This is a genomic window from Kocuria subflava, assembly GCF_012163155.1.
Classification (GTDB): domain Bacteria; phylum Actinomycetota; class Actinomycetes; order Actinomycetales; family Micrococcaceae; genus Kocuria; species Kocuria subflava.
The window spans coordinates 1-560 of sequence record NZ_JAAVUN010000203.1; the positions used below are offsets into that span (position 1 = coordinate 1).

Here is a 560-nt window from a genome sequence, read left to right on the forward strand (position 1 = left end):
GTGCCGGTGACGGCCATGCCGTACTTGGGTTCGGGGTCGTCGATGGAATGCCCGCCGATCACGGGGCAACCGGCCTGCTGGCCCACGTCCAGGCCACCGCGGAGGACCTCGGTCATGAGTTCCATGGGCAGGACCCCGCGCGGCCAGCCGACCAGGTTGATGGCCACCACCGGGGTGCCGCCCATCGCGTAGATGTCGGACAAGGCGTTGGCGGCGGCGATCCGGCCCCAGTCGTAGGCGCTGTCCACCACCGGGGTGAAGAAGTCCGCGGTGGAGAGCACGGCGAGGTCGTTCTGGATGCGGACGGCCGCGGCGTCGTCGCCGTCGTCCAGGCCGACCAGGACGTCGGAATGGTTCTGGCCCTCCAAGGCACGGACGGCGTCCTCGAGCTCACCGGGCGGGATCTTGCAGGCGCAACCGCCCCCGTGTGCATAACCGGTCAGTCTCTGCGTCGAGTCCGTGTCCATGATTTCAGCCTACGACCCGGCGCAAGGCCGGTGATACGTTGACCGACGGAGGTGTCTGTGTTCCTGGTGGGCACCCCGGTCTTCAAAACCGGT

1 protein-coding gene is annotated in these 560 nt (G+C 68.2%); it reads right to left on the reverse strand.

What is annotated here, in order from left to right:
- Positions 1-467 (reverse strand): selenide, water dikinase SelD (gene selD, locus GTW58_RS13775; protein WP_168023630.1); only part of this gene is annotated, 467 nt, incomplete at its 3' end.
- Between the last annotated feature and the right edge of the window lie 93 nt (positions 468-560).